This window comes from Legionella antarctica (assembly GCF_011764505.1).
In the GTDB taxonomy this organism is placed as follows: domain Bacteria; phylum Pseudomonadota; class Gammaproteobacteria; order Legionellales; family Legionellaceae; genus Legionella; species Legionella antarctica.
In genome coordinates this window covers 1,611,177-1,636,415 of record NZ_AP022839.1, presented here as the reverse complement: position 1 = coordinate 1,636,415, position 25,239 = coordinate 1,611,177, and the positions used below count along the sequence as shown (strand labels likewise).

Here is a 25,239-nt window from a genome sequence, read left to right as displayed (position 1 = left end):
TTTTCTGGACACAAAAAAAGGTTTTTTAAGAGCTATTCTTCTTAATACAAAGAGGAGAATAAAATGTCTAAAAAGCGAGCTTATTATACGGCGGCCAAGAAGGCAAAAATAACGCTAGCTGCGATTGAGGGGAAACTCACACAAGCGCAAATTACCAGTGAATACGGTGTTCACGCAACGCAGGTAAAAACTTGGAAGCAATCGGCCATCAAAGCCATTAACGATTTATTCTCTGGGGCTAATGAAAAAGAAGCCAAGTCCCAAGAGCAGCTTGTTGAGGCATTATATCAAGAAATTGGTCGACTTCAAGCGCAGCTATCTTGGCTAAAAAAAAAGCATGAACTTTAGTCTGGATGAAAAGCGCGTCATGATTGATCCTCTTGCCGAGCTCACCATTCGTGAACAATGCTTGCTATTAGACTTGCCTGTTTCAAGTTATTATTATAGTGCCAAGCCCATTTCTGTCGAAGATGAAGCGCTTATGGCGCTACTTGATGAGCACTATCTGCAGTATCCATGTGAAGGTAAAATTAAGCGGGCAAGATGGCTGTCAAAAGAAGTAGGCTATCCTGTTGGTAAACGTCGAGTAAAAAAGTTGATGGAAATGATGGGGTTATCGACTGTTTACCCAAAGCCAAATACAAGCGTTCCCAATAAGGAGCATGAGGTGTTCCCTTATTTATTAAAAGAGGTGGATATCACCAAACCAAATCAGGTTTGGGCCGCAGATATCACCTACATCCGCATGAAAGGAAAGCATGTGTATTTAGTAGCTATTATGGACTGGTATAGTCGTTATGTGATTGGATGGGCTATTTCACCTACTATGGAGGCTGAATTTTGTATTGAGGCGCTTAGAAACGCTTTGCTGCATTCGCGTTGTGAGATCTTTAACACGGATCAGGGTTCTCAATTTACCTCAAAAGATTGGATAAATACGCTAAAATCTCACCACATTTCTATCAGCATGGATGGGCGAGGACGTTATTTAGATAATATATTTATCGAGCGATTGTGGCGTAGTGTTAAGCAAGAAAAAATCTACCGGTATGATTTTGATACAATTGAAGAGGTTGAGCTGGCCTTAACGGAGTATTTTGAGTATTATAATAACCGAAGGCTTCACCAGTCCTTTAATTATTTAACGCCCGCAGAGGTGTATTATGGCCGGAAAAGACCATAAACCCTAAATGAGAGCGTCATGACTTACCCACAAGGCCCACAGGCCTATACGAGAAAGTGAAGCTCTCCTGACCTGTGGACTTGTGGATAAGTCATTCTGATAGAGTTGTGGTAAAATGACCTAAGACAATTCGTAGTAGCAATCACTATTCATACGGTATTGAGTAGGTTTAAATAGGTTAATTTGAGTGAATTTTTAACTATAAATGATGGATGAATAGCTCTTATTTTTCCTTAATTTTGTTCCAGACATGCGGACCCATATCACATTGATTGCCGGTAAATACCCAAAAAAATCGGTAATCTCCCCATTTTTAACTGAAGGAATTAATAAGAACTTAGTTAGAAGCCTTCCATGTTTGTGTCACAGTATCGGTATATTGTTTTTTGGATTTGCTCCAATTTTATCGATAACTTGAAACAAACTGTTCAAATTTAATTTTTTTAATATCATAACCCTGATTACTTAAATGTTCTTTAAATTTTGATATGGTTGTATCATCAAGTTTATTCCCAAACCATATTTCTTTTATATCATTATGCTGAAATTGCCCAGACACAAGATATTGCATTGTTCTATCAGTTTTAACTCGCTTAATTTCAATGTCTTGATCAATATAATATTTTGAATCTTTTCCTGTTCGGTAGCCTAATCTTTCTTTATGAAATTGATACTCGCCATCATTCCTATCGAATAATAATAGCCTCACTTCATCTTCTATTTGGTAATCACAATGTTTTATCAACAAAGATAAGTTAAATATCATTCGGATTAGATCACTTATTGGCCTTAATAAAAAACGTTTTTGTTCCTCTTCGCCCTTTTTTTAAAAGAGTGGTGACTCATTATTAGGTTTAACGACTCAACTAAACCTTCAACCTCTTGAAATGCAGCATCTTCATAAGATACGCTACAAATTTTAAAATCCTCATGAATCCTATTATGCTTTTCATGTTCAGCTGATATCGCTCTATCAACCCCTATAGCAATTCCATTGCCTGCATCACCATAAAACCGCCACATTGGTAAAGAGCGAGAAGTATTAGAAAAGCATATTATATAGATATTGTAGGTATCTCTAATATTTTTTATTAGTCTGCTTAGAATTTCTTTTTCTAAGCCTCTAATGTTTTGTTTAATGATAGTTAAAAACTTATCGAGCCCATACGTAATTTCATTTGAGTCATTCATATCCTTATAGCTAGTAAGATGGAAATTTCGATTTGTTAAGATTTTCCAAGCACTACCAAGTGATGTGTAATGATACATTGGATGTTCACTAAAATGCGGCTTGAAATATTGATTTGAAACTTTTTTTAATTTTAGTTCATAATCACCATGTAAACACTATAGTGGACCCCAAAAATGAGACAGTGGTGTAAAATAGAAACCATTGTTAAACGGGGTACCAAGTGGCTAAAAAAAAATTTACATCTGACTTCAAAGCAAAGGTAGCAATTGAGGCATTAAAAAGTCACAAGACGACCAATGAATTGGCATCTGAATTTGAGGTGCATGCAACACAAATCAATCTGTGGAAAAAACAATTACTGGATGGAAGCAAGCAATTGTTTAGCGGCAAGCATGACAAAGACATGGACTCCATCATACAAGAACGAGATCGATTATACACGCAAATAGGCCAGCTAGCGGTTGAGTTAGACTGGCTTAAAAAAAAGACCGGTCATCTAAGTTGAGCGTGCGGGAGAAGCGAGCCATGATTGATGTCAATCACCCTACACTCAGCATCGTACGCCAATGTGCATTGGTTAATTTGTCACGCGCTAGCTACTATCGCACTGCTGGCGAAGGAATATGTACCGAGAGCCCAGAGAATCTGGCTTTGATGGTCTTGATTGATGAGGAATACATGCGCCATCCTTTCTATGGAAGCAGAAAGATGCGTTCTTATTTACGTCGCCTTGGCCATGACGTTAACCGTAAGAGAGTGCAGCGTTTGATGCGGATCATGGGTCTGGTTTCAGTGGCACCAAAGCCGAATACGAGTAAAAAGAACAAGGAACAAAAGGTTTATCCCTACTTGCTACGTGGTTTAGTGATTGATCGACCCAATCAGGTTTGGTGCACCGATATTACCTACGTTAGGATGCAAGGAGGCTTTGTATATTTGGTGGCAATAATGGACTGGTATAGCCGCAAGGTGCTCTCTTGGAAGGTATCAAACAGCATGGATGATGACTTTTGTGTAAGCGCGTTGGAGAGCGCCATCAGGCTCCACGGCAGGCCTGATATTTTTAATACGGATCAAGGCTCCCAGTTTACCAGTAAGGCGTTTACCGATGTTTTAAAAGACCATGACATCAAAATTAGCATGGACGGGAAAGGTCGATGGATGGATAATGTGTTCATTGAACGGCTATGGCGTTCAGTCAAATATGAAGATATTTACATAAAAGAATACGGAACAGTTTTAGCACTACGAAATGGTTTAAGGGTGTATTTCAAGTTTTATAACGACGAAAGACCTCATCAATCATTTGGAATATACACGCCGTCAGAGGTTTATGCTGGCCTATATGAGGCTGCAGCGTAATGGAATGCCTGTGGATATGTGGACGCGTCCTGCGGATCAGCCATCGCCCTTCGGGACATGTGGACAAGCCATGGATAACAAAAAGACGTTATCCACCGCTTGACCACACTCGATGGCTTCGCGCCCACATACCCACAGGCTCAATAACAGGTGTTTCATTAACTGCTATTGTGGTTGACTCGTGTGCTACGCACCCTCGTCAACGAAAGAAAGTAGAATTAAAGTTATATCTTAAATTAAACGGATCGCTGTCTTGACAATGGGGTCCACTGTACACTGTAAGTTTTTCATCATCTCGAAATAAACCAACCAGTATAAAAAAATTTGCATTTATAGAACAGAACCCTAACCTCCAAGTAGTATTTATAACAGCCCACTAAGCAATGAAATAATAAAGTCGATGAAAATTAAATAAGTGTTTCCTGTTAAATTATCAATCAACATATCCCATCATCCCAACCACGTCTGTAGCCTTGATGTATAGAGCTGGATTTTCAGTTTCTTTTGCTATTTCTTCAAAATGCTTTTCACCGCACTTAATTTTTGCGCTTTCTAAATGGCGAAGATCGTTCCACCATGTGCTGCCTTTCGTTTCGACGACGAAGTAAAGTTTTTCCTCGTCATCATCTTCAACAACTACTGCCCAATCTGGGTTGTAGGCTCCTAATGGTGTGGGTATTTTGAACCACGCTGGAAGCTTGGCGTAAACCTTAACTTTTTCGTTCTTTTCTAAGTCTTCAGCAAAGGTTTTTTCTATGCCCGCCGAGTCATAAACTACGTGAGTGTAAACTGACTTTTTAGTTTCCAGTGTATTTTTCAGATAGCCTTTAAGTTCTTCTTGCTGGAACAGTTCTTGAGCATAGTAATGCTTTTTATCTATCTGGGTGTATCGAATGCCATCTACTAAAGCCAAGCGTTTGGTTCGGTTTATCGATTCTGCACAATAGTCCATGAATTGTTGAGGGTTACGGGTGAAGTCTTGTAGCCTTCGGCTATCACGAAGGATTTGAACGATACTCTTGCGTGTTAGTTGGGTTTTATCCTGTAAGTCGGTAATGATATCGGGTAGCTCAATGTCGTTTTCGTGGATTGTGGTGAACCCTGAAGCAGAGGTTTCATCCGCTGTCACACCACCTTTACCGATTGCGATATCGGCTTTACGGAATTGCGCACGAGTTTTTGTGATTGGAGGACACGATTGAATCGCTTCTGCACAATCATGGATAAGTTTAAGATTATCAAACTCTACTCGATAAGTAGTTTTGTACTTAATACGATTCCACAGCGCCTTGAATTCATCCGATTCAAGCACGGCTTCGCGAGTGCGGATAACTTTACGGTCATCTGCATTTTTGATATCCAGCTTGCCAGCAAGCTTGCGTAAAACGCCTTTAATGTCGGATGTGACTATTCCAGCTTGAACCTCACCAAGTTCTTCAACTAGCTCTTGCTTGATTTCATCAGATAGTTCAAAAGTACCGTCTTTCAGCGCCGCTCTTAGTGTGTCTTGTACCTTCCCATTAGCATCGACGTAGCTTTCATCTTTGAGGAACTGCCAGACTTTCTTAGATTGTTCAAAGCCTAATGCCTGTGATTCACCAGCCTCTGAAACTACTTTTATATCTGCGAACTGGTGTTCTTCAACAATACCAAAACGAATACCAGTATCCTGCTCAATCTCTTTTTGCAGGTTATCGGCAAATTTCTCATAGCTTTCTGTTGCGATTACTGTAAGCGTATTAATTTCGCTACCTCGCAAGCGCATACCGCTTTGATCTACACATAAACGCAAACCACGCCCTAGTGTCTGACGCCGTTCGCGCTCGCTACCCATGTCTCTCAAGGCACATATCTGAAAGACATTAGGGTTATCCCAGCCTTCCTTTAGTGCAGAGTGGGAAAAGATAAACTTCAGTTTGGTATCAAAGCTTAAAAGCTTTTCTTTTTCTTTCATAATCAAGTGGTAGGCGCGCTCAGCGTTTTCACGACCTGCTTGATTATTTTCCGCTGTTTCGACGGATTTACCTTTATTGTCTATTGAGAAATAACCGTTATGGACTTCCGATGCATCCGTATCCAAATCAATCTCTTTGAATAGGCTTTGGTAGTCCGCTGACATCGCTAGCCTGCGATATTCTTCCTCAAACATATTGGCATATTTACCGAGAACGATATTGCCATCCTCATCATATTGGCGGTAGTGCTCGACGCTATCAATAAAAAATAGACTCAAGACTTTGATAGGGTTCTTATTGGCAGCAAAGGTCAGCTCTTTATCTAAATGCTCTTTTATTGTTCTCCGGATCATAAGGCGCTTGATTTCATCGGGGTCTACGCCACCAATGGCATCACCCACTTTGAGGGTTTTATCAAAACCATCGCCTTTCACTTCAATAGTTTCGTTACCCTTACCACAAGTAATAGTGCCGATTTGCATGTTCTTGTAGATTGAACGATTTGTTATCTGCTCTAAATCATCACCATCTTCAATGGTTAAGAATTCACGCTTAATATTCTTGCCTCGTTGCACATCGATTTCGACCTTGGCAGTGATAGAGCCTTTTATGTTGGTTGTCGATTCCAATCGAATATAGGGCTTGTTATTACCGCTATCGATCTGTAACGAGGCCACTTCGATTTGTTTTACTAACCCACGCTCATGGGCATCTACGGCATCAAGGCGAAACACCATGTGGTGTTTATCAACATGGGTAGCCGAATAGCGTAAAGTGCAGAGCGGATTCATTGATGAGAGAGCTTCTTTACCTTTACCTGTTAAGCCACCATCAACGCTTTGCGGTTCGTCAACAATAATGATTGGGTTTGTTGCGCGAACGAGATCAATGGGTTTCTCTCCACCTGTATTTTCATTTTCTTTATATAGGTTATTCACATCCTTCTTGTTAATTGCACCAACTGATGTGACCATAATCTGGATGTTAGAACTGGTAGCAAAGTTACGCACCTTACCTGGTTTAGATGAACTGTAGAGGAAGTATTCATAACCCTTGGCTTTGGGATACAAACCCTCAAAATGCTCTTGGGTAATTTGTAGAGTCTTATAGGTTCCTTCCTTAATCGCCACAGAAGGTACAACTATCACAAACTTGGTAAAACCATAGTTTTTATTCAGTTCAAATATGGTGCGAAGATAGACGTATGTTTTCCCCGTACCTGTTTCCATTTCAACGGTGAAATCACCACTAGTAAGCTTTTCAGAAGGACGTAAACCATTCGTTAGTTGAGCTTTTCGGAGGTTATCTTCAATTTCATCATCTACAAGCAACAATCTATTACCAATACCCAATTCATTTTCAAATAAATCAAAGGAGGTCTGTGGGCTAGACTTTGGACGATGCGTAACAGTAAATTCAGAACGGGATATTTCTTGCCCTTTAAACAGGCTCACTACCGATTCAATGGCGGCCTTCTGATAATCCAGATCATCTTCAAAATGAAGTTTCATAACTTAATCCTTATAAGCTTCGAACATGGGTAATGCCGTTTTGTTCAAGAATAGCAGCCATGTTAGTTTTAGAAATATCATCACGAAATGCGCTATCGCGAAAGAAGACGTGAGTGTCAGAACTTGGTGCAAGCTCGCCATACCATGCAATAATACCTTGAGCTATATCTTCAACTTGATCTTTGGTTATCGATTCGTCAATGCAAGCAAATAAAACACCGTAACCAATGCTATAGATATTTTTCCCAGCCACTTCTCGAATTTCAATGGGCACGGCCAAGTCAATACCGCGCTTAATCAAAAGCTCGTAGAGAATTGATATGGGTCCGCATGTCTGGAACAAAATTAAGGAAAAATAAGAGCTATTCATCCATCATTTATAGTTAAAAATTCACTCAAATTAACCTATTTAAACCTACTCAATACCGTATGAATAGTGATTGCTACTACGAATTGTCTTAGGTCATTTTACCACAACTCTATCAGAATGACTTATCCACAAGTCCACAGGTCAGGAGAGCTTCACTTTCTCGTATAGGCCTGTGGGCCTTGTGGGTAAGTCATGACGCTCTCATTTAGGGTTTATGGTCTTTTCCGGCCATAATACACCTCTGCGGGCGTTAAATAATTAAAGGACTGGTGAAGCCTTCGGTTATTATAATACTCAAAATACTCCGTTAAGGCCAGCTCAACCTCTTCAATTGTATCAAAATCATACCGGTAGATTTTTTCTTGCTTAACACTACGCCACAATCGCTCGATAAATATATTATCTAAATAACGTCCTCGCCCATCCATGCTGATAGAAATGTGGTGAGATTTTAGCGTATTTATCCAATCTTTTGAGGTAAATTGAGAACCCTGATCCGTGTTAAAGATCTCACAACGCGAATGCAGCAAAGCGTTTCTAAGCGCCTCAATACAAAATTCAGCCTCCATAGTAGGTGAAATAGCCCATCCAATCACATAACGACTATACCAGTCCATAATAGCTACTAAATACACATGCTTTCCTTTCATGCGGATGTAGGTGATATCTGCGGCCCAAACCTGATTTGGTTTGGTGATATCCACCTCTTTTAATAAATAAGGGAACACCTCATGCTCCTTATTGGGAACGCTTGTATTTGGCTTTGGGTAAACAGTCGATAACCCCATCATTTCCATCAACTTTTTTACTCGACGTTTACCAACAGGATAGCCTACTTCTTTTGACAGCCATCTTGCCCGCTTAATTTTACCTTCACATGGATACTGCAGATAGTGCTCATCAAGTAGCGCCATAAGCGCTTCATCTTCGACAGAAATGGGCTTGGCACTATAATAATAACTTGAAACAGGCAAGTCTAATAGCAAGCATTGTTCACGAATGGTGAGCTCGGCAAGAGGATCAATCATGACGCGCTTTTCATCCAGACTAAAGTTCATGCTTTTTTTTTAGCCAAGATAGCTGCGCTTGAAGTCGACCAATTTCTTGATATAATGCCTCAACAAGCTGCTCTTGGGACTTGGCTTCTTTTTCATTAGCCCCAGAGAATAAATCGTTAATGGCTTTGATGGCCGATTGCTTCCAAGTTTTTACCTGCGTTGCGTGAACACCGTATTCACTGGTAATTTGCGCTTGTGTGAGTTTCCCCTCAATCGCAGCTAGCGTTATTTTTGCCTTCTTGGCCGCCGTATAATAAGCTCGCTTTTTAGACATTTTATTCTCCTCTTTGTATTAAGAAGAATAGCTCTTAAAAAACCTTTTTTTGTGTCCAGAAAACCGCGCCTATATTAAATATCTTGTTCAGTTCTACCCTTGATCAAGTGCTCTTCATGTGAGAAAAGACTCGCTTCAAGGTTTGTACGATCTGGATTCCAGAGCTGGATGCTAGAATAACTAAGAGCGAATACTCTAAAACCACAATCCCTCCCTAATAATTTATCTCTATTCGTCTCCAAATACTTAACCATTCGTGCACGACCGATATCAGCAACTGTCTTGAAGCCAGCTTTATATGCTTCCGTTTTTTCGTCACAAATTTCAGGAAGTTGCACCAAAATTGTTCTTATCTGCTTTTCAAACTGCAAAGCAGCCTGATATGTTGTGCATGAGCCAGCAAAGAAGTCTAGAACTATGTCCCCATCAGAAACGTTAGCAACAAGCATTGCTCTTTGAATTAGACGAGGCGGTTTAGCTGTCTCGAAAATCCCAGCATTTCCAAATAGATTTTTTACAATTTTCTTACCCTCTTGAGTGTCGCCAACATCTTTCCTTTCCCATATCGTTTGTGGTGTAATTCCCTGCTTAACTTCGGATAGAAATCTTTTTAGTGAAGGAATACTGTTTCCTTCAGACCCAAACGAAATTCGCCCATCATTAATCAGTTCTTTAACCTTATCGCTTGGTCTTCCCCAGCTATTCCCAGACGGTGGGTAAAACTCTTTACCGTTTACAGGATTGACAATTGGATAATAATCTCTTTTCCTATACTCTTGTCTAGTCAAATCACTAGACTTCCAGGGGCCTCTTGGATCATTGTCTGGGTTTTTATATCTTGCATTTGCGTCATCTGTTCGAGGCAAAATACCAATTTCAAATTCTGATATGTTTTTTGCAAAACAAAGAATATGTTCGTGGCTATCTGAAAAAAATTTTGCATCATTTTGCGGCGAGTATTTTTTCTGCCAAATAAGATTGCTTAACAGATTTTCCTCCCCATATATCTCATTACAAATCTCCCTCAGATTAGCAACTTCGTTGTCGTCTATAGATATAAAAATAACTCCATCTGATCTCAACAATTGCCTGGCTAATTTTAATCTTGGATACATCATATTTAGCCAATTTGTATGCTTCCTACCTGTGGTTTCAGTGTTAGACGAAAACTTCATCCCTTCATCATCGACTTGCCCTGTATATTTAAGATAAGTATTAAGATTTTCTTGAAAACGGTCGGGATAAATAAACTCTTTTCCCGTGTTATATGGTGGATCAATATAGATCATCTTTACCTTATTGGCATAGCTCTTCTGTAATAGCTTTAAAACCTCAAGATTGTCACCCTTGATAAATAAGTTCTGAGTAGTATCCCAATTAACACTTTCATCGGGGCATGGGAGCAATGTACCTGTAGAAGGCGTTAGTGCGATCTGGCGCGCTTTCTTTTTTCCGTGCCAGCTCAAAGCCATACTTTTCATTGCCTTCTTCTAATATAGATACATCGCCTATTAGCTGACGTAAAGTATTAAAGTTAACGCCCGCCTCTGAAAAAGCCTCGGGAAACAGTTCTTTCAGTTTTTCAATGTTTTCCTTAACAATATCGAGGCTTTGTCCATCTTTAAATTCTACGTTTTTCATCTCATTTCCCATTGTTATCTTTAATCTTCTTTCTAAAGACTGCTCTTGATATTGGCAATCTTATCATTAATCTTTTTGATTTGAGTGTTTAGCTCTATCTTCTTACCCATCTGCTTTATATTTTTAAGCTTTTTCGATATTTCCAAGCGTTGAGAATCCAGCTTTTCCAGCTCGCGCAACTTATCTAAACGCAAAGTGTTTGACATCTTTTCACTTGGGTTGCCAGCCCTCTCTATAGAAAAATCACCACTATGTTCGGCACATTTAATGGCAATAACCCGTTTAATTAAAGCCTGATAAAAAGCAAAGAAGTTCGTAAACGGCAGACTGCTTACTTTGAGACTTTCAAAAAATTTCAATTCTGCGGCGCTTACTGAGGACATACTGATCCATTTTGTGTGAATACAGTCTTCAATTATCCACTTTTCTTTATCTGCCTGATTGATGCGCTTATCTGCAAGAGTAAGGCATAGCCTCTGTTCCCTCTCAATAACACAAGTAAATATAAGTACGAGAGGGTATGGAATGGCTCGGTTGATAAACTGGGATGTTCGCTTGAATCTGTCAGGGCGTGAAAGTTCAATATGCAGTATTGCAACTTCAGGGTATTCTCTTGTTTTATCTGTATAGGACGCAATGTTGATCGTGTTAGACTTTAAGGTGTACAGCCAACGTATTTTTTTAACATCCTCTTTCAGAGCTTTCTTATCTGTCGCATCCAGAATGTCTTTCTTTCCATCGGTGGTATCGAGAAACATTTTCTTGAAGATTGGCTTATTCAGCTCACAAGTTTTTGGCACATCTAGTCGCGCAAGAAAGTCTTCAAAGCTACTTATTGGGTTGGGCTGAGATTCAATACTCATGCACTAAACCCTTCATCATTACCAGCCATATCCACTAGTATGAGGTAAGAAACCACAGCAAAATCGTCTATGCCTTGGCTACTGGTTGGAGTAAGGACAGTTCCACCTTTTGTAAATAGACTTTCAACACCTTTTTCTTCGCTCTTACCCGCAATGCTATCAACCGCGACGGCCAACAAATACTGAAAGTGATCCGGATTTTGACCTTTTTTTGTTCTGGCGTTTATAATCTCAACACAGTCTGTTTCCACCTTACTATGGATAAAAGCTTGGCGCTTAAGGAGGTCGAGCACTTTTTTACTTTGTGTGAAATTTAAATCTACCGCTGCATCATCTGAGACATAGACAAGAAAGTAAGGTGAGAGCGGATAATTATCATCAACCTGTACCGCTTCTTTGCCTTCTCGGATATTTTTCAAACAAAATATCACACCTTCATTGATACCGTCGCTCTTCAAATCTTCATCAAGAGGAACAACCGAGTATAGGCCAAGTGGAGCCTGCTCCAACTTACTCATATTTTGACTCTTTCCCCGCTCAGGGCTGCGACCGTTATTCATATAGCCGGATAAGTCCATGCGAAAGTCGTTAAGGGTGAGATCTGTAATAGATACACCTCCCACGATATCTTCTAGGTCAACCACAGTATCTTTGAGTTGCTGCAATTGTTTACGGCGATATTCGAGATCATTCATCTCAGTCGCGTTTTCAACGATCAGATTTTCTTCACCTGTGGCGGAGATATCGAGAAGAACCATCCGTCCTGATACTCTGGCTTCTAGTTTGATGTATTCATCTAGTTCCATATTCGGCCAGAAGTTTATCAACTGAATTTGAGTGTTTTTAGAACCCAAACGATCTACACGACCAAACCGCTGGATAATACGTACAGGGTTCCAGTGAATATCGTAGTTAATGAGGGTGTCGCAATCCTGAAGGTTTTGGCCTTCACTGATACAGTCTGTTGCGATAAGTAAATCGATTTCGCATGTTGAATCGGGTGCGATTTTATTACGTTCTTTTGATTTAGGAGAAAAGGCAGTAAGTAAATCATTAAGGTCTGAGCCGACACCTAAAAGTGTGGTTTTATTTGTACCACCACCAGTTATTAGCGCACTATGGATTCCCAATTCTTTCTGCGCCCATTCAACTAGATGAGCATAAAGGTATTGAGCAGTATCGGCAAATGCGGTGAAGATGATCACTTTTTTATTATCAGGGTTTAATGGCACTGTAACCTTTGCCTTAATTTGTTGCTTGACCTTTTCAAGCTTGGCATCTCTGACGGCAGTTACTTTTTTTGCGTCGTCAACAATGCTTTCCAACAGCACTCGGTCTGCCTCAAGCTCTTGCCTGAAACGAATTAAGTCAATATCTTGAATTAGTACCTTGGTTTTATTGCCCAGCATATATGGTTCGAACTCAGGAGCATCGAGTTCTACATCTTCAATCTCTTCGATATTCAGTTCGAACAATTCATCGCTCTCATGAGCATCAATCTTGGCTAGCAAGTTTTCCACCTGATTAGCCAGTCTTGTCGCTGTTAGCGTAAAAGAGTGAATAGAGCTTTCCATTCGTTTTAGCAAATTAATACGCATCAGGTGAATCAAACTTTCTTCACGATCTACTTGCTTAAATACACCTTTACCGTCTCCTACAGCTTTATCGTAACGCCGGGCATAATCACCTTTGAGGTCATTACGCACGAACTTTAAGGGTGAATAACCAGCTAATGATAAACGTTTAATAGTCAGATTGACTTCTTTCAGTGGTGGAAACTCATCGGACAGGTCGATATCGGCATAAACGTTTTTAGGCGGTAAGCGTTTGGGGAATTTACCAATATCCGCTGTACCGTAGTATTTTTCTATATGCTTTCGTGAGCGAGCAATAGTGACTACATCCAATAGTTTGAAATAGTCAAAACTCATACTATCAAGCAAAGTTGCTGTGGTGCGGGTTTCAGCAGGTTCTTTTGTCCATTGGTTAAATTGTTTTTGGGCTAACCTTAGTGTGCTTTCAATACTCTTGATACCGACATCTATAAAGGCATCATCCTTGCCTTCAGTAATAAATGCGACCTGATTTTTGAGATCATTCATGCGATTATTTACTGGTGTAGCAGAGAGCATGAGCACTTTAGTTTTAACGCCCGAACGGATGATATCGCCTAGCAGGCGTTCGTATCGGGTTTTGCCATCGGCTTTATTAGGGTTGTTACGAAAGTTGTGTGATTCATCAATCACAATAAGATCGTAATTTCCCCAATTAAGCGTTTCAAGATTTATCTCACCGGAAAAACCTTTAACTCTACTAAGATCTGTATGATTGAGTACATCATAATTAAAACGGTCTGCGGCAAGCAGATTACGCTTGTCGTTTATGGTGTAGACAGTCCAGTTATCTCTTAATTTCTTGGGACAAAGCACTAACACACGGTCATTACGTAGCTCGTAGTATTTAATTACGGCTAAAGCTTCAAAAGTTTTACCCAAACCAACACTATCGGCAATAATGCAGCCGTTGTGTTTTTCCAACTTATCGATAGCGCCCAAGACACCATCTTTTTGGAACTTATACAATTTGTTCCAAACGATGGTATCTTTGAAACCAGTTTTACTCTTGATGATATTTTCTTCATCAATGTCTTCAAGAAAGTCTTTAAAAATATTGTAAAGAGTTAGGTAATATATAAAATTGGCAGGTTGATCTGCTGCTATAAAATCGAGTTTTTCAATTAGCTCGGCTTTTATATCTTGCGTAGTTGTTTTGTCAGACCATATTCCATCAAACCAAGTTATTAGCTGTTTAGTGGTCTCGGCATCTGATATTCCGGTATTCATTTGAAGGTTATCTGACCGCACATCACCCAGCCCAATCGGAGACAGTGTGGCACTTCCATGAACGGCAAAACTGTTATCATCTGATTGAAGATGTATTAAATTTTGTGCAGCTTGGGGCTTCTTGCTTGCTTTAACATACACTTTTCCACGCAACCACTTGGCACATTCTGTTGCTACATGCTTTTGATTTAACTGGTTTATAAGCCTGACCTCTTGCTCATTACCAACTAGGGATTGAAGGCTTTGACCTTGCCAGTCGGTTATGAATAAGCGTGTATGTTGCAGTTTAGTTAGCTCTTTTTTGAGTGAGGCGAATCCATAAAGAGTGAATAGGCTTGAAAGCACGGATAGTTTACTTCCATCGAATGAGTGCTTTTTAAGCTCGTGGCCTACATATCCGTTATTTTTATTGTCTAATAACACGCGTGCGGTCCTCTATTTTTTGGGTTTGCTTTACTCTTTTCAATCCAACTTTCGATATCATCTTTTTAAAGGGCCAACTACCACCGACCTTAAAACCGGGTAACTTCCCATCGGAGGATAATCTGTAGGCCGCTTTTTCGGCTAACTTTATGTGTTCAGTGCACCACCAGCCTTTACCCACTCATCCACTTCAGCTTTCTTGAGTTTCCAAAGCCGCCCCATTCGATGTGCGGGCATTTCATGTTTATCAATCCACTTATATACGGTGTCATTGCTTACACCGAGGTATTTACAGATCTCACTTATCGATAACCAACGATCTTCCATCTCTTCCATTTTTAAACTCCTCGTGGGCCATGCGGTTAAATCATGCAATTGCCAAAACCGAAAAAAGGGAACTGTAAAGCCTCCCTGAGGAAATTATTTTTAAAGTATACAAACCGACCAACAGATGTCAAACGATCTTTGCCGATTTAAGCCGATCATTTGGTAACGAAAAAGAATTTATTGCACTTGAGAATAGTTTGAGAAATAACTCTTACTTAAAAAAAAACAGAGCCAAGACACACAACAAACCAAAAATCGCAGCACCAGCTGACACCATAGCAAAGAAACTTATTCTTTCAGCCCTTTCAGTAAGCCTTCGCGACTCTTCCAGCGCATAAAATATCGCCTTCTGAATGGTATCAACTGATTGTATAGTGGCATCATGCAACGTTTTGGCCATGACTTCTTTGCTTACTGAGAGCGTTCTGTTTAATATTTTTTCGGATTTTTCTTTGGCGTTATCCTTCCATTGATTGGAAATTTGCTCAATTTCTTCTTTAAATTGTGATATGGGTCCGCATGTCTGGAACAAAATTAAGGAAAAATAAGAGCTATTCATCCATCATTTATAGTTAAAAATTCACTCAAATTAACCTATTTAAACCTACTCAATACCGTATGAATAGTGATTGCTACTACGAATTGTCTTAGGTCATTTTACCACAACTCTATCAGAATGACTTATCCACAAGTCCACAGGTCAGGAGAGCTTCACTTTCTCGTATAGGCCTGTGGGCCTTGTGGGTAAGTCATGACGCTCTCATTTAGGGTTTATGGTCTTTTCCGGCCATAATACACCTCTGCGGGCGTTAAATAATTAAAGGACTGGTGAAGCCTTCGGTTATTATAATACTCAAAATACTCCGTTAAGGCCAGCTCAACCTCTTCAATTGTATCAAAATCATACCGGTAGATTTTTTCTTGCTTAACACTACGCCACAATCGCTCGATAAATATATTATCTAAATAACGTCCTCGCCCATCCATGCTGATAGAAATGTGGTGAGATTTTAGCGTATTTATCCAATCTTTTGAGGTAAATTGAGAACCCTGATCCGTGTTAAAGATCTCACAACGCGAATGCAGCAAAGCGTTTCTAAGCGCCTCAATACAAAATTCAGCCTCCATAGTAGGTGAAATAGCCCATCCAATCACATAACGACTATACCAGTCCATAATAGCTACTAAATACACATGCTTTCCTTTCATGCGGATGTAGGTGATATCTGCGGCCCAAACCTGATTTGGTTTGGTGATATCCACCTCTTTTAATAAATAAGGGAACACCTCATGCTCCTTATTGGGAACGCTTGTATTTGGCTTTGGGTAAACAGTCGATAACCCCATCATTTCCATCAACTTTTTTACTCGACGTTTACCAACAGGATAGCCTACTTCTTTTGACAGCCATCTTGCCCGCTTAATTTTACCTTCACATGGATACTGCAGATAGTGCTCATCAAGTAGCGCCATAAGCGCTTCATCTTCGACAGAAATGGGCTTGGCACTATAATAATAACTTGAAACAGGCAAGTCTAATAGCAAGCATTGTTCACGAATGGTGAGCTCGGCAAGAGGATCAATCATGACGCGCTTTTCATCCAGACTAAAGTTCATGCTTTTTTTTTAGCCAAGATAGCTGCGCTTGAAGTCGACCAATTTCTTGATATAATGCCTCAACAAGCTGCTCTTGGGACTTGGCTTCTTTTTCATTAGCCCCAGAGAATAAATCGTTAATGGCTTTGATGGCCGATTGCTTCCAAGTTTTTACCTGCGTTGCGTGAACACCGTATTCACTGGTAATTTGCGCTTGTGTGAGTTTCCCCTCAATCGCAGCTAGCGTTATTTTTGCCTTCTTGGCCGCCGTATAATAAGCTCGCTTTTTAGACATTTTATTCTCCTCTTTGTATTAAGAAGAATAGCTCTTAAAAAACCTTTTTTTGTGTCCAGAAAACCGCGCCTATATTATTGAGCTAACATCTCTTGATGAGATTTTTTATTATCTTCGATTAATTTTTTATTCACGGTGTGTAACATCAGTATCGGGTCATCTTTGCCAAGGGCAACACCGTGAATAATCGAAATATCTTTTATTATTTCATCGATAGCTGTAGACACTAGATCACCATGGCGTTATCAATCTGGTCAAATAGTTGATCTCGTATCAGCTTTAAACGCTGCCTGGTCATAATATTTCGCTCAGGAGAGTCAATTGCTTCATTAAATGTCATTTTTTGTTGAAGCATGTTTGATAGGTCATGACCAAAGGTTTCTTCCTTTAAGTCGGGGATGTTGATTATTGCCGCTATTCGGTCTTTTGTTTCTTTGTATACCTTCATTTGCTCAAAAGGCTTTCCTTCACTTTCAATTTTTCCCCAGTAGGGATTTAGCCATACAACGTAGCGAACATCTTCTGGAAATTGTTTTACCAGCTGAGCAAAGCCGTTTATTGTATCTAGCAGAGCTTGACCACCAGTGATAACAGTGTGAATTATCAGTTCATGTCCCATGTCCTTAAGCAAGGCGGGAACATGATTGGTCAGGAGGTAATGTGATAGAGGCACAAATGAGCTGGCACCATTGTCAATAATCACATCATCTTGCGTGTTTGCGATTTTTTCAACTAAAGCGTCAAAATGGCGTGGATTGATTTCATCACCGTCCATAATATCGAGGCGTTCGACGTTAAGTGACTTAAAGCCATGAAAAGTGGCGTTAATGGGATCGGTATCGATACAAAGTGGTGATTGCGCTTTTTGGAATTTATATTGAGCGGTAGTGGCTGTGATAAAGGATTTGCCGACGCCGCCTTTGCCCTGCATCGTTATATGTATTTTTGCCATTACAAGAGTTCCTCCGGGTTGGGTATTGGGTTAAAAGTAAAACCTTTGATTTCATTTGTAGTTATAGGTTTACTTTTGCTCTGTTTGTCATCCCTGGTGTTTTCCTGCACTGACTTAATTAACTTAAGTACGTAGTGTCTAAATGCTTTATAACCGAATGAAATTTGACCTTCATCAGACAATGTTTCCCAAATTGCTTTCATCGAACATCCCTTATCAAGGGCTTCTCGAATGTCCTCTTGTAGCGCGATAAATTCAATTTTAGCATTGGTTCGCCCTGTCTGTTTTTCTGACAGGTTTTGAATTACTCGTTCTGAAAGTGATTTTTTCATTTTTCTTTGGCGTCAACTTTGTTTTCTCTAAAAATTCTAAATCATAATTTGGGTTGAAACAAGAAAAATGAGAATATTTTGGAACTATTAAGAATTTATTGGAATATAATAAATATTCTTTTTATATGATAATGGAACTTTTAGGAATAATTTGGAATTTTTCGGTACCTTGAGCTAGAAAATTCCAGAAAAATCGTTGCAAGTTCCAAAAAGTTCCTGTTATGATTCTAAAAACGGATCTCAAAATACAGGGCAAGATAGGTGAAGTTAGCTAACCAGCAAGCTGGTTACCAAATTTCACAAGCCTTATTCGCACCTTCGGTGCTCAACGAAAAGCTTGCGCTTTGAAGTCATAAACAGATACCCAAAGGATTGCATAACCACTTTATCAAGAGGTCAGCATCCTTATGGACGATAAAATCAAATCCCCCACCAGAAAAAACGGTCGCCATCTTCGTGTGCCTGTTTTGCCTAATGAAGAAACGCAAATTAAAGCCAATGCGGCTAATGCCGGTTTATCTATCGCGGAATATCTGAGACGAATCAGTCTTGGTTATCCCCTTCAAAGTGCTATTGATAAAGATCAAGTAATCCAGCTTGCCAAAATCAATGCCGATGCCGGCAGGCTTGGTGGGCTGTTAAAAATGTGGTTGACTCAGGATAAGCGCGTTGCCCATTTTGACCATGCCACGGTAATGACCCTGCTAAAGAAAATCATGGTTTTACAAGAGGCCATGTTTGATGTGGTGAAAAAGCTATGATTATTCGCCATATCCCTATGAAAAAAGCACGCTTGAGCAGCTTTTCAGGCCTCGTCCAATACATCACTGATCCCCAGGATAAACAGGAACGGGTGGGTAAGGTTAGCTTGTCCAATTGCAACAGTATCGATTCCAACTGGGCGGTTCAGGAGATCTTAGCGACACAAGCTAAAAATCAACGCGCTATTGCCGATAAAACCTATCATTTATTGATCTCTTTCGCCCCGGGAGAAATACTTTCTGATAACCTGTTAAACACCATAGAAGACAGGGTTGTATCGTCTATTGGGTTCAGGGATCATCAAAGAGTCAGCGTCATACACCATGATACTGATAATCTTCATATCCATGTCGCCATCAATAAAATCCATCCCGAAACCCATAATATGATTGAGCCATACAGGGCTTACAAAGTTTTTGCCGAAGTCGCTACCAGGCTGGAAATTGAGTTCGGACTAGAAATTACCAATCATCAAACGCGTAAGGGGCGGTCTGAAAATTTGGCTGATGACATGGAGCAACATTCCGGCATTGAAAGCCTGATTAACTGGATGAAACGCCATTGTAAAGATCAAATAGAGGCAGCTAAGAGCTGGGATGAGTTTCATCGGATATTAGCAGTGCACGGGTTGACTATTCAACCCAGAGCCAATGGATTTGTTTTCTGTGATCAGAAGGGATTGATGGTTAAAGCCAGTTCCATTTCCCGAAACTTTTCCAAAAAGAACCTATTGCCCAAACTGGGGGAATTTATACCCACCTCATTTCAGGGTGAAGCCGATTCACAACAAAATACCTATCGCTATGAACCGCTTAACAAGGCCATATCCAATTCCGAGCTATATGCTCGCTACCGTGATGAAAGGCTGAATAACAAAATCATCCTGTCAGAAAAGCTCAAGGTGCTACGAACAGCCAAGACCTATGCCATTGAGAAAGCCAAAAAACGAGCCAGGTTAAAAAGAAAGGCATTGAAGTTGATGAAAATGCCTACCATTCAAAAGAAACTGCTTTATGGGCAAATCAGCAAGACCCTCTTAGATGAAATTGCGAAAATCCGCAACAACTATTCCGCCCAACGCCAACAGCACATTGACGGCCATCAGAACCGAACCTGGGCTGATTGGCTTAAGTTTAAAGCAGAGAATGGTGATCAGGATGCGTTAACCGCACTGCGTTTTCAAAACCGACAGAACAAAGGCAAATATTCTTTTTCCGGGAGCGGGTCAGATAACTCCCCAGCCGACTTTAATATTCTTGACTCAATCACCAAAGAAGGCACTGAAATATTCAAATTTGATAAGGCAGTCATCAGAAATAATGGCCATGAGATCAGTATTTCTAAAGGTGGTTCGATTGAGACATTAATAAAGGCACTGAAAGTGGCGCGACACCAATATGGCGACTGTATTCGCGTCAATGGCTCCCCTCTATTTAAAAAAATCATCCTGCAAATCGTGATTCAACATAATCTGCCAATTAACTTTGCTGATGTGGACATGGAAGCCCAAAGAACTAAACTGAAACAGGAGAAAGACAATGAATACACAAGATCAAACCGATATAGCCATTGTCAATCAGCATCCAATTTTGACCCTCAAACCGCATCCAAAATTGACCCTCAAAAACATATCACATTGATTATTTACTTTACTGTTTTAGCTTCGATTTTTAAAGCGATAACTTTCATTTCCAGTCTCAACAATAGAGCAATGATGAGTCAATCTGTCCAGCATGGCTGCGGTCATTTTTGTATCACAAAACACCTTTGGCCATTCACCAAAATTTAAGTTTGTTGTAATGATTAATGATGTTTTTTCATATAATTTGCTAACTAAATGAAACAACAGAGCTCCGCCCGCTTCAGAAAATGGTAAATATCCAAGCTCATCCAGGACAATAGCATCAAAATTTTGCAGGCGATTAGCTAGCCGTCCTGTATTAACTTGTTTTTTTTCTTGTTCTAATTTGTTGACCAGATCAACAACATTATAAAAACAAGCCCGCTTTCCTTGCTTAATTAAATTAGTTGCTATAGCAATAGCTAAGTGCGTTTTACCAGAGCCCGTGCCACCCACAAAAATAATATTGCGCCCAGCATCAACAAAGCTCCCTGCGTGCAATAAACTTATTTCTTCTTCATTAACAGGATGTTGCGTAAAATCAAATTGGCTTAAATTACGATTGACCGGGAATTTTGCGACACTCAGTTGATAATTAATAGCACGCGTTTTGCGTGTTATTTGTTCTGCTTCTAATAGCATAGATAACCACTCATAATGAGTTAGTTTCACCAAAGGCTTCGACTCTTCATAGGCTAGCAACCTATCTAACATGCCTTGTAATTTTAATATCTTAAGCAACTCAGATAATTTAGTGAATGGCATGATTTGCTCCCGTTAAGAGTAAATTATATTTATGACAATTACTTGTGGGTTCTTCCTTTAAGATTAATCCAGCGGGCATTGTCGTTGCTTGAGGAAGTGCTGTAGGCCGTAATCGATGCAACGCATTAAGAATATAATCACGGCTAACCACCTGCTCTGTTAGCGCTAATTCACAGGCTACACTCACCGCCTCAATGCCATGCTCACTCATTGCCAACAGCACCTCAACGCATTCTCTGTCACCACCACGGCGCTTCATGAGAATGCTTTTGATTTTTAAAATGGCTGGTGGTAATTGCCAGTCTTTGAATGGAGCACCATTGCGTAATGCCCCTGGCTTGCGCTCCAGTAAAGGTAAATAATGCCATGGATTAAACAGTGTTTTATTGCGGCCAAAGGTGCGTTGGTGGCAACCGATGGACTCATTACCTGAAAATACCTCTATAGTTAATGCGTATATCCTGAGCGTCACCATCTGGTTGGCATAGGCACAATCAACGCTATAACGATTTCTATCGCAATGAATCAAGCAGGTTGAATGTACTAGAGTTGAAACTTCTTTATACCCATCAAATGGATGATTTAACGCTCTAAAATGAGTTCTTTCTTCTTGAAATACAGCGTCAACAGTTAGTTCTTGTTGTTCTGGGTGATGCCTTTTCTCGGCCAATAATTGGCATTGCTGCTGAAGATGTTCATTTAATAACGACAAGGTTTCATATTTAAGACGTGGTTTAAATACCCAGTCACGTACATTATCAACTTGATTTTCAATCTGCCCCTTTTCCCATCCGGCTGCGGGATTGCAGGCTGTAGGTTCAATTAAGTAATGATCCATTAATGCCAAAAATCGCCGGTTAAAAGCACGCTCCTTACCCTTGAAAACACTATCTACCGCCGTTTTCATGTTGTCATAAATACCTCTTAGCGTTAAGCCACCAAAAAATTTGAAGGCTAAATTATGCGCATCAAATAACATTTCTTGAGTTTCTCGAGGATATGCTACAAGAAAAAATTTACGGCTGTAGCTTAAACGAAATTGAGCTACTTTGATTTTTTGAACAACGCCTGCAAGCTCTACAGTTTCTTCACTCCAATCAAACTGATAGGCCTCTCCGGGATGATAGTATTGTGGAATATAGGCTTTTAATGACTCTCGACTCGTACAGCGCCATACTTTAACAAAACGCTGGACACTATCATAAGAACCGCAATAGCCACTTTCTTTTAGTTGAGTGTAGTACTTCATTGCACTACGGCGTTCCTTTTTCGATAACTTGTGGTCGTTGTTCAACCATGATACCAACGTCTCTTTGAAGATATTCAGTGCAGGTAGTGGTTGAATGGAGCGTTGATAATTTTTCCCAGACTTTTCTGCTCGGATTACCCGTCTAACTGTATTACGCGATAATCCTGTTGTGCGAACAATTTCCGCAATAGTTAATTTTTGCACATGAAACATGCGCCTAATTTTTGCTTCTGTTTCCATGATCAACATCCTCTAATTCCCTCTAGATTATTAAAATCTAGAGTACACGTTTTACTCGATTTTAGAGGGTCAAAATTGGATGCTGATTTACCCTAAAAGGGGGTCATTTTTGCATGCTGATTTACAAGCCATGGAAGAAGAACTACTGAAAACGATGAAGCTATTAGAACAAGAAGCAGAAAAAACCGAGGCAAAACAAGAGCAAAGCCCAACCCTCACCGCACTGGACGCGGCACGCCGGCCGAAGATCAAAACAGCCTGCGAGACCTGTCCCAACTCGATGTGGTTCAGCTCGCCTCAAGAGGTGAAGTGCTACTGCAGAGTAATGCACCTAATAAGCTGGAGTGCAAAAGAATCAAACTTGATAACCATGTGCGACGGAAAACTTATCGATTAAAGACGAAGGGTAAGGGTTATAGGAATTGAGATCTTTGCTGAAAATTTGAAACCAGCAACTTCCTTTATGGCGGCGATCATTGCCCGAATATATAAGCATTCCTAATTTGTCGAGATGATTACAATATTCCCTCAGGGTTTTCCATGATGAGGGCATATTTCTTGAAATATCGGTGAGAATAAGACTAGGAAAGCGTCTTCCATATTTCCCTACAATCTGAGCACAAGGAGGGATTTTACACTTAGCTGTTTTTTGAAGCCAATCATCTACCTGCTTAATAGAGAAATAATTTTGGTTTTTTTCATTCAGAATGAAGAAATTATAATAAAAAGCAGTTTGCCATACACGTTTATCGCAACCGAAAATCCAATCTCCGTCAGATACATCTACATTCAGAAAATTCGGCAATTCACCAGCTGAAAGCTGAAGATACTTACTATAAAATTCCCATGCGGGATGATTTTCTGCTTTTTGTTCGAGCCGGACTCCATATTTCTTAATACGAAGTATATTTAATTCCTCTAGAGCCTTTTCAAGTACTGGTTTTGCTTCTTGCTCTTGTTTTAATCTCCTAATTTCTTCCTGTTCATATTCTTTTTCTATTTTCTGAACCTTTTCTCTCAATTTTTTTTCAAGTTCTACACTTTCAGTAGTTGCTTTGGCATTATACAACCATTGAGCACGATTTGGATCGTTGATACAGAACCAAAAATTTTCCCAGTCCTTCACATCGTCCGACGTGAGATCAGATAGGTCAATTTCAATGGTAGATATATTAGCTGCCTTAATTTTTTCAATTTTTTGATTGTCTACTTTATAATATAGGCGCGGTTTTCTGGACACAAAAAAAGGTTTTTTAAGAGCTATTCTTCTTAATACAAAGAGGAGAATAAAATGTCTAAAAAGCGAGCTTATTATACGGCGGCCAAGAAGGCAAAAATAACGCTAGCTGCGATTGAGGGGAAACTCACACAAGCGCAAATTACCAGTGAATACGGTGTTCACGCAACGCAGGTAAAAACTTGGAAGCAATCGGCCATCAAAGCCATTAACGATTTATTCTCTGGGGCTAATGAAAAAGAAGCCAAGTCCCAAGAGCAGCTTGTTGAGGCATTATATCAAGAAATTGGTCGACTTCAAGCGCAGCTATCTTGGCTAAAAAAAAAGCATGAACTTTAGTCTGGATGAAAAGCGCGTCATGATTGATCCTCTTGCCGAGCTCACCATTCGTGAACAATGCTTGCTATTAGACTTGCCTGTTTCAAGTTATTATTATAGTGCCAAGCCCATTTCTGTCGAAGATGAAGCGCTTATGGCGCTACTTGATGAGCACTATCTGCAGTATCCATGTGAAGGTAAAATTAAGCGGGCAAGATGGCTGTCAAAAGAAGTAGGCTATCCTGTTGGTAAACGTCGAGTAAAAAAGTTGATGGAAATGATGGGGTTATCGACTGTTTACCCAAAGCCAAATACAAGCGTTCCCAATAAGGAGCATGAGGTGTTCCCTTATTTATTAAAAGAGGTGGATATCACCAAACCAAATCAGGTTTGGGCCGCAGATATCACCTACATCCGCATGAAAGGAAAGCATGTGTATTTAGTAGCTATTATGGACTGGTATAGTCGTTATGTGATTGGATGGGCTATTTCACCTACTATGGAGGCTGAATTTTGTATTGAGGCGCTTAGAAACGCTTTGCTGCATTCGCGTTGTGAGATCTTTAACACGGATCAGGGTTCTCAATTTACCTCAAAAGATTGGATAAATACGCTAAAATCTCACCACATTTCTATCAGCATGGATGGGCGAGGACGTTATTTAGATAATATATTTATCGAGCGATTGTGGCGTAGTGTTAAGCAAGAAAAAATCTACCGGTATGATTTTGATACAATTGAAGAGGTTGAGCTGGCCTTAACGGAGTATTTTGAGTATTATAATAACCGAAGGCTTCACCAGTCCTTTAATTATTTAACGCCCGCAGAGGTGTATTATGGCCGGAAAAGACCATAAACCCTAAATGAGAG

26 protein-coding genes and 2 pseudogenes are annotated in these 25,239 nt (G+C 40.0%); 8 read left to right on the top strand and 20 right to left on the bottom strand.

The window, feature by feature from the left end; all coding sequences use genetic code 11:
• The first annotated feature begins 63 nt into the window (after positions 1-63).
• Both HRS36_RS07900 and HRS36_RS07895 read left to right on the top strand, forming a co-directional pair.
• The gene (locus tag HRS36_RS07900) at positions 64-348 is read left to right on the top strand and encodes a transposase (protein WP_173235475.1); all 285 of its coding nucleotides are present in this window, start codon (positions 64-66) and stop codon (positions 346-348) included.
• Positions 338-1,183 (top strand): IS3 family transposase, encoded by an 846-nt coding sequence (locus tag HRS36_RS07895; protein WP_173235473.1) that lies wholly within the window; start codon positions 338-340, stop codon positions 1,181-1,183. The genes HRS36_RS07900 and HRS36_RS07895 overlap by 11 nt, the downstream gene beginning before the upstream one ends.
• A 403-nt stretch (positions 1,184-1,586) precedes the next feature.
• Here the strand turns inward: HRS36_RS07895 and HRS36_RS07890 are convergent, their stop codons facing one another.
• Together HRS36_RS07890 and HRS36_RS07885 are read right to left on the bottom strand one after the other, a co-directional pair.
• Positions 1,587-1,949, bottom strand: coding sequence for a hypothetical protein (locus HRS36_RS07890; RefSeq protein ID WP_173236868.1), 363 nt, complete (start codon positions 1,947-1,949; stop codon positions 1,587-1,589).
• Between the two features lie 23 nt (positions 1,950-1,972).
• Positions 1,973-2,452: a DUF2971 domain-containing protein gene (locus HRS36_RS07885; protein WP_173236867.1), complete on the bottom strand. Its 480-nt coding sequence runs from the start codon at positions 2,450-2,452 to the stop codon at positions 1,973-1,975.
• A gap of 143 nt (positions 2,453-2,595) precedes the next feature.
• Here HRS36_RS07885 and HRS36_RS07880 point away from each other — a divergent pair.
• Positions 2,596-3,737, top strand: a pseudogene (locus HRS36_RS07880) (IS3 family transposase).
• A gap of 433 nt (positions 3,738-4,170) precedes the next feature.
• On the opposite strand, the gene HRS36_RS07875 reads toward HRS36_RS07880, so the two are convergent.
• From HRS36_RS07875 to HRS36_RS07805, 15 genes are all read right to left on the bottom strand, one after another.
• Positions 4,171-7,203: a type III restriction-modification system endonuclease gene (locus HRS36_RS07875; RefSeq protein ID WP_173236866.1), complete on the bottom strand. Its 3,033-nt coding sequence runs from the start codon at positions 7,201-7,203 to the stop codon at positions 4,171-4,173.
• A 10-nt stretch (positions 7,204-7,213) separates the two neighbouring features.
• Positions 7,214-7,573 carry a hypothetical protein gene (locus tag HRS36_RS07870; RefSeq protein WP_197933218.1) on the bottom strand — a complete coding sequence of 120 codons (360 nt, stop codon included), beginning with the start codon at positions 7,571-7,573 and terminating at the stop codon, positions 7,214-7,216.
• A 212-nt stretch (positions 7,574-7,785) separates the two neighbouring features.
• Positions 7,786-8,631 carry an IS3 family transposase gene (locus tag HRS36_RS07865; protein WP_173235473.1) on the bottom strand — a complete coding sequence of 282 codons (846 nt, stop codon included), beginning with the start codon at positions 8,629-8,631 and terminating at the stop codon, positions 7,786-7,788.
• On the bottom strand, positions 8,621-8,905 hold the full coding sequence (locus HRS36_RS07860) for a transposase (RefSeq protein WP_173235475.1): 285 nt from the start codon (positions 8,903-8,905) through the stop codon (positions 8,621-8,623). Before HRS36_RS07860 ends, HRS36_RS07865 begins: the two co-directional genes overlap by 11 nt.
• A gap of 74 nt (positions 8,906-8,979) precedes the next feature.
• Entirely contained in the window at positions 8,980-10,386 is a 1,407-nt protein-coding gene (locus tag HRS36_RS07855; RefSeq protein WP_173236865.1) for a site-specific DNA-methyltransferase, read from the bottom strand.
• A complete protein-coding gene (locus tag HRS36_RS07850; RefSeq protein ID WP_173236864.1) occupies positions 10,292-10,546 on the bottom strand; it encodes a hypothetical protein in 255 nt (84 codons plus the stop codon). Before HRS36_RS07850 ends, HRS36_RS07855 begins: the two co-directional genes overlap by 95 nt.
• A gap of 32 nt (positions 10,547-10,578) precedes the next feature.
• Positions 10,579-11,409, bottom strand: coding sequence for a DUF4391 domain-containing protein (locus tag HRS36_RS07845; protein WP_173236863.1), 831 nt, complete (start codon positions 11,407-11,409; stop codon positions 10,579-10,581).
• Positions 11,406-14,675: a helicase-related protein gene (locus HRS36_RS07840; protein ID WP_173236862.1), complete on the bottom strand. Its 3,270-nt coding sequence runs from the start codon at positions 14,673-14,675 to the stop codon at positions 11,406-11,408. The genes HRS36_RS07845 and HRS36_RS07840 overlap by 4 nt, the downstream gene beginning before the upstream one ends.
• Positions 14,676-14,822: 147 nt before the next feature.
• On the bottom strand, positions 14,823-15,011 hold the full coding sequence (locus HRS36_RS07835) for a helix-turn-helix domain-containing protein (protein ID WP_173236861.1): 189 nt from the start codon (positions 15,009-15,011) through the stop codon (positions 14,823-14,825).
• Between the two features lie 202 nt (positions 15,012-15,213).
• Positions 15,214-15,561, bottom strand: coding sequence for a hypothetical protein (locus HRS36_RS07830; protein ID WP_173236860.1), 348 nt, complete (start codon positions 15,559-15,561; stop codon positions 15,214-15,216).
• A gap of 212 nt (positions 15,562-15,773) precedes the next feature.
• Complete coding sequence (locus HRS36_RS07825; RefSeq protein ID WP_173235473.1) at positions 15,774-16,619, bottom strand: IS3 family transposase; 846 nt, start codon at positions 16,617-16,619, stop codon at positions 15,774-15,776.
• Positions 16,609-16,893 carry a transposase gene (locus tag HRS36_RS07820; protein WP_173235475.1) on the bottom strand — a complete coding sequence of 95 codons (285 nt, stop codon included), beginning with the start codon at positions 16,891-16,893 and terminating at the stop codon, positions 16,609-16,611. Before HRS36_RS07820 ends, HRS36_RS07825 begins: the two co-directional genes overlap by 11 nt.
• A 74-nt stretch (positions 16,894-16,967) precedes the next feature.
• Entirely contained in the window at positions 16,968-17,120 is a 153-nt protein-coding gene (locus HRS36_RS07815) for a hypothetical protein (RefSeq protein ID WP_173236859.1), read from the bottom strand.
• Positions 17,120-17,845, bottom strand: coding sequence for a P-loop NTPase family protein (locus HRS36_RS07810; RefSeq protein WP_173236858.1), 726 nt, complete (start codon positions 17,843-17,845; stop codon positions 17,120-17,122). The genes HRS36_RS07815 and HRS36_RS07810 overlap by 1 nt, the downstream gene beginning before the upstream one ends.
• The gene (locus HRS36_RS07805; RefSeq protein ID WP_173236857.1) at positions 17,845-18,177 is read right to left on the bottom strand and encodes a TraK family protein; all 333 of its coding nucleotides are present in this window, start codon (positions 18,175-18,177) and stop codon (positions 17,845-17,847) included. Before HRS36_RS07805 ends, HRS36_RS07810 begins: the two co-directional genes overlap by 1 nt.
• A gap of 407 nt (positions 18,178-18,584) precedes the next feature.
• On the opposite strand from HRS36_RS07805, the gene traJ reads away from it, so the two are divergent.
• The gene (gene traJ / locus HRS36_RS07800; RefSeq protein ID WP_173236856.1) at positions 18,585-18,938 is read left to right on the top strand and encodes a conjugal transfer transcriptional regulator TraJ; all 354 of its coding nucleotides are present in this window, start codon (positions 18,585-18,587) and stop codon (positions 18,936-18,938) included.
• Positions 18,935-20,503, top strand: a pseudogene (traI, locus tag HRS36_RS07795) (TraI/MobA(P) family conjugative relaxase); the annotation flags it as partial. The gene traJ and the pseudogene traI, both read left to right, overlap by 4 nt.
• Before the next feature lie 93 nt (positions 20,504-20,596).
• Here the strand turns inward: traI and istB are convergent.
• Together istB and istA are read right to left on the bottom strand one after the other, a co-directional pair.
• On the bottom strand, positions 20,597-21,325 hold the full coding sequence (gene istB / locus HRS36_RS07790; RefSeq protein ID WP_173235816.1) for an IS21-like element helper ATPase IstB: 729 nt from the start codon (positions 21,323-21,325) through the stop codon (positions 20,597-20,599).
• Positions 21,312-22,823: an IS21 family transposase gene (gene istA / locus HRS36_RS07785; RefSeq protein WP_197933184.1), complete on the bottom strand. Its 1,512-nt coding sequence runs from the start codon at positions 22,821-22,823 to the stop codon at positions 21,312-21,314. The genes istB and istA overlap by 14 nt, the downstream gene beginning before the upstream one ends.
• Positions 22,824-22,923: 100 nt before the next feature.
• On the opposite strand from istA, the gene HRS36_RS07780 reads away from it, so the two are divergent.
• The gene (locus tag HRS36_RS07780) at positions 22,924-23,211 is read left to right on the top strand and encodes a hypothetical protein (RefSeq protein WP_197933217.1); all 288 of its coding nucleotides are present in this window, start codon (positions 22,924-22,926) and stop codon (positions 23,209-23,211) included.
• On the opposite strand, the gene HRS36_RS07775 is transcribed toward HRS36_RS07780, so the two are convergent.
• Entirely contained in the window at positions 23,170-24,054 is an 885-nt protein-coding gene (locus HRS36_RS07775) for a WVD2 family protein (RefSeq protein WP_173236855.1), read from the bottom strand. The genes HRS36_RS07780 and HRS36_RS07775 overlap by 42 nt on opposite strands.
• Positions 24,055-24,105: 51 nt before the next feature.
• On the opposite strand from HRS36_RS07775, the gene HRS36_RS07770 reads away from it, so the two are divergent.
• Positions 24,106-24,390 carry a transposase gene (locus tag HRS36_RS07770; RefSeq protein ID WP_173235475.1) on the top strand — a complete coding sequence of 95 codons (285 nt, stop codon included), beginning with the start codon at positions 24,106-24,108 and terminating at the stop codon, positions 24,388-24,390.
• Entirely contained in the window at positions 24,380-25,225 is an 846-nt protein-coding gene (locus tag HRS36_RS07765) for an IS3 family transposase (RefSeq protein ID WP_173235473.1), read from the top strand. Before HRS36_RS07770 ends, HRS36_RS07765 begins: the two co-directional genes overlap by 11 nt.
• Positions 25,226-25,239: the final 14 nt, after the last annotated feature.

Coding starts and splice junctions, on each gene's coding strand:
- HRS36_RS07900 (WP_173235475.1), top strand. CDS start 64: ATGTCTAAAAAGCGAGCTTATTATACGGCGGCCAAGAAGGCAAAAATA.
- HRS36_RS07895 (WP_173235473.1), top strand. CDS start 338: ATGAACTTTAGTCTGGATGAAAAGCGCGTCATGATTGATCCTCTTGCC.
- HRS36_RS07890 (WP_173236868.1), bottom strand. CDS start 1,949: ATGATATTTAACTTATCTTTGTTGATAAAACATTGTGATTACCAAATA.
- HRS36_RS07885 (WP_173236867.1), bottom strand. CDS start 2,452: ATGTATCATTACACATCACTTGGTAGTGCTTGGAAAATCTTAACAAAT.
- HRS36_RS07875 (WP_173236866.1), bottom strand. CDS start 7,203: ATGAAACTTCATTTTGAAGATGATCTGGATTATCAGAAGGCCGCCATT.
- HRS36_RS07870 (WP_197933218.1), bottom strand. CDS start 7,573: ATGAATAGCTCTTATTTTTCCTTAATTTTGTTCCAGACATGCGGACCC.
- HRS36_RS07865 (WP_173235473.1), bottom strand. CDS start 8,631: ATGAACTTTAGTCTGGATGAAAAGCGCGTCATGATTGATCCTCTTGCC.
- HRS36_RS07860 (WP_173235475.1), bottom strand. CDS start 8,905: ATGTCTAAAAAGCGAGCTTATTATACGGCGGCCAAGAAGGCAAAAATA.
- HRS36_RS07855 (WP_173236865.1), bottom strand. CDS start 10,386: ATGAAAAGTATGGCTTTGAGCTGGCACGGAAAAAAGAAAGCGCGCCAG.
- HRS36_RS07850 (WP_173236864.1), bottom strand. CDS start 10,546: ATGAAAAACGTAGAATTTAAAGATGGACAAAGCCTCGATATTGTTAAG.
- HRS36_RS07845 (WP_173236863.1), bottom strand. CDS start 11,409: ATGAGTATTGAATCTCAGCCCAACCCAATAAGTAGCTTTGAAGACTTT.
- HRS36_RS07835 (WP_173236861.1), bottom strand. CDS start 15,011: ATGGAAGAGATGGAAGATCGTTGGTTATCGATAAGTGAGATCTGTAAA.
- HRS36_RS07830 (WP_173236860.1), bottom strand. CDS start 15,561: ATGAATAGCTCTTATTTTTCCTTAATTTTGTTCCAGACATGCGGACCC.
- HRS36_RS07825 (WP_173235473.1), bottom strand. CDS start 16,619: ATGAACTTTAGTCTGGATGAAAAGCGCGTCATGATTGATCCTCTTGCC.
- HRS36_RS07820 (WP_173235475.1), bottom strand. CDS start 16,893: ATGTCTAAAAAGCGAGCTTATTATACGGCGGCCAAGAAGGCAAAAATA.
- HRS36_RS07810 (WP_173236858.1), bottom strand. CDS start 17,845: ATGGCAAAAATACATATAACGATGCAGGGCAAAGGCGGCGTCGGCAAA.
- HRS36_RS07805 (WP_173236857.1), bottom strand. CDS start 18,177: ATGAAAAAATCACTTTCAGAACGAGTAATTCAAAACCTGTCAGAAAAA.
- traJ (WP_173236856.1), top strand. CDS start 18,585: ATGGACGATAAAATCAAATCCCCCACCAGAAAAAACGGTCGCCATCTT.
- istB (WP_173235816.1), bottom strand. CDS start 21,325: ATGCCATTCACTAAATTATCTGAGTTGCTTAAGATATTAAAATTACAA.
- istA (WP_197933184.1), bottom strand. CDS start 22,823: ATGTTGATCATGGAAACAGAAGCAAAAATTAGGCGCATGTTTCATGTG.
- HRS36_RS07770 (WP_173235475.1), top strand. CDS start 24,106: ATGTCTAAAAAGCGAGCTTATTATACGGCGGCCAAGAAGGCAAAAATA.
- HRS36_RS07765 (WP_173235473.1), top strand. CDS start 24,380: ATGAACTTTAGTCTGGATGAAAAGCGCGTCATGATTGATCCTCTTGCC.